Annotated in this window: 1 protein-coding gene; it reads left to right on the top strand. The window is 39.7% G+C overall.

Annotation, left to right across the window (positions count from 1 at the left end; genetic code table 11):
* Window positions 1-290, top strand: a 290-nt coding sequence (locus tag AOA60_RS23560) for an AAA family ATPase (RefSeq protein ID WP_218240773.1), incomplete at both ends; no start/stop codon positions are given.

Here is a 290-nt window from a genome sequence, read left to right on the forward strand (position 1 = left end):
AAATGTGGATTTGTTTGATTTAAGTAACAGTTCTAATAAAGAAACACCAAAAGGACCATTAGCAGCTAGAATGCGCCCACGTACGATAGATGAGGTCATTGGACAAGAAGAGATTATTGGAGAAGGCACTTTACTTCGTCGTGCCATTGAAGCAGACCGTCTCACACCAATGATTTTTTACGGACCACCAGGAACAGGTAAAACTACTTTAGCAAAGGTAATTGCAAATACTACTTCGGCTCATTTTGAGCAATTAAACGCAGTGATTGCGGGTATTAAGGATGTAAAAG

This window comes from Pseudomonas sp. 2822-17 (assembly GCF_002742485.1).
Taxonomy (GTDB): domain Bacteria; phylum Pseudomonadota; class Gammaproteobacteria; order Pseudomonadales; family Pseudomonadaceae; genus Aquipseudomonas; species Aquipseudomonas cyclaminis.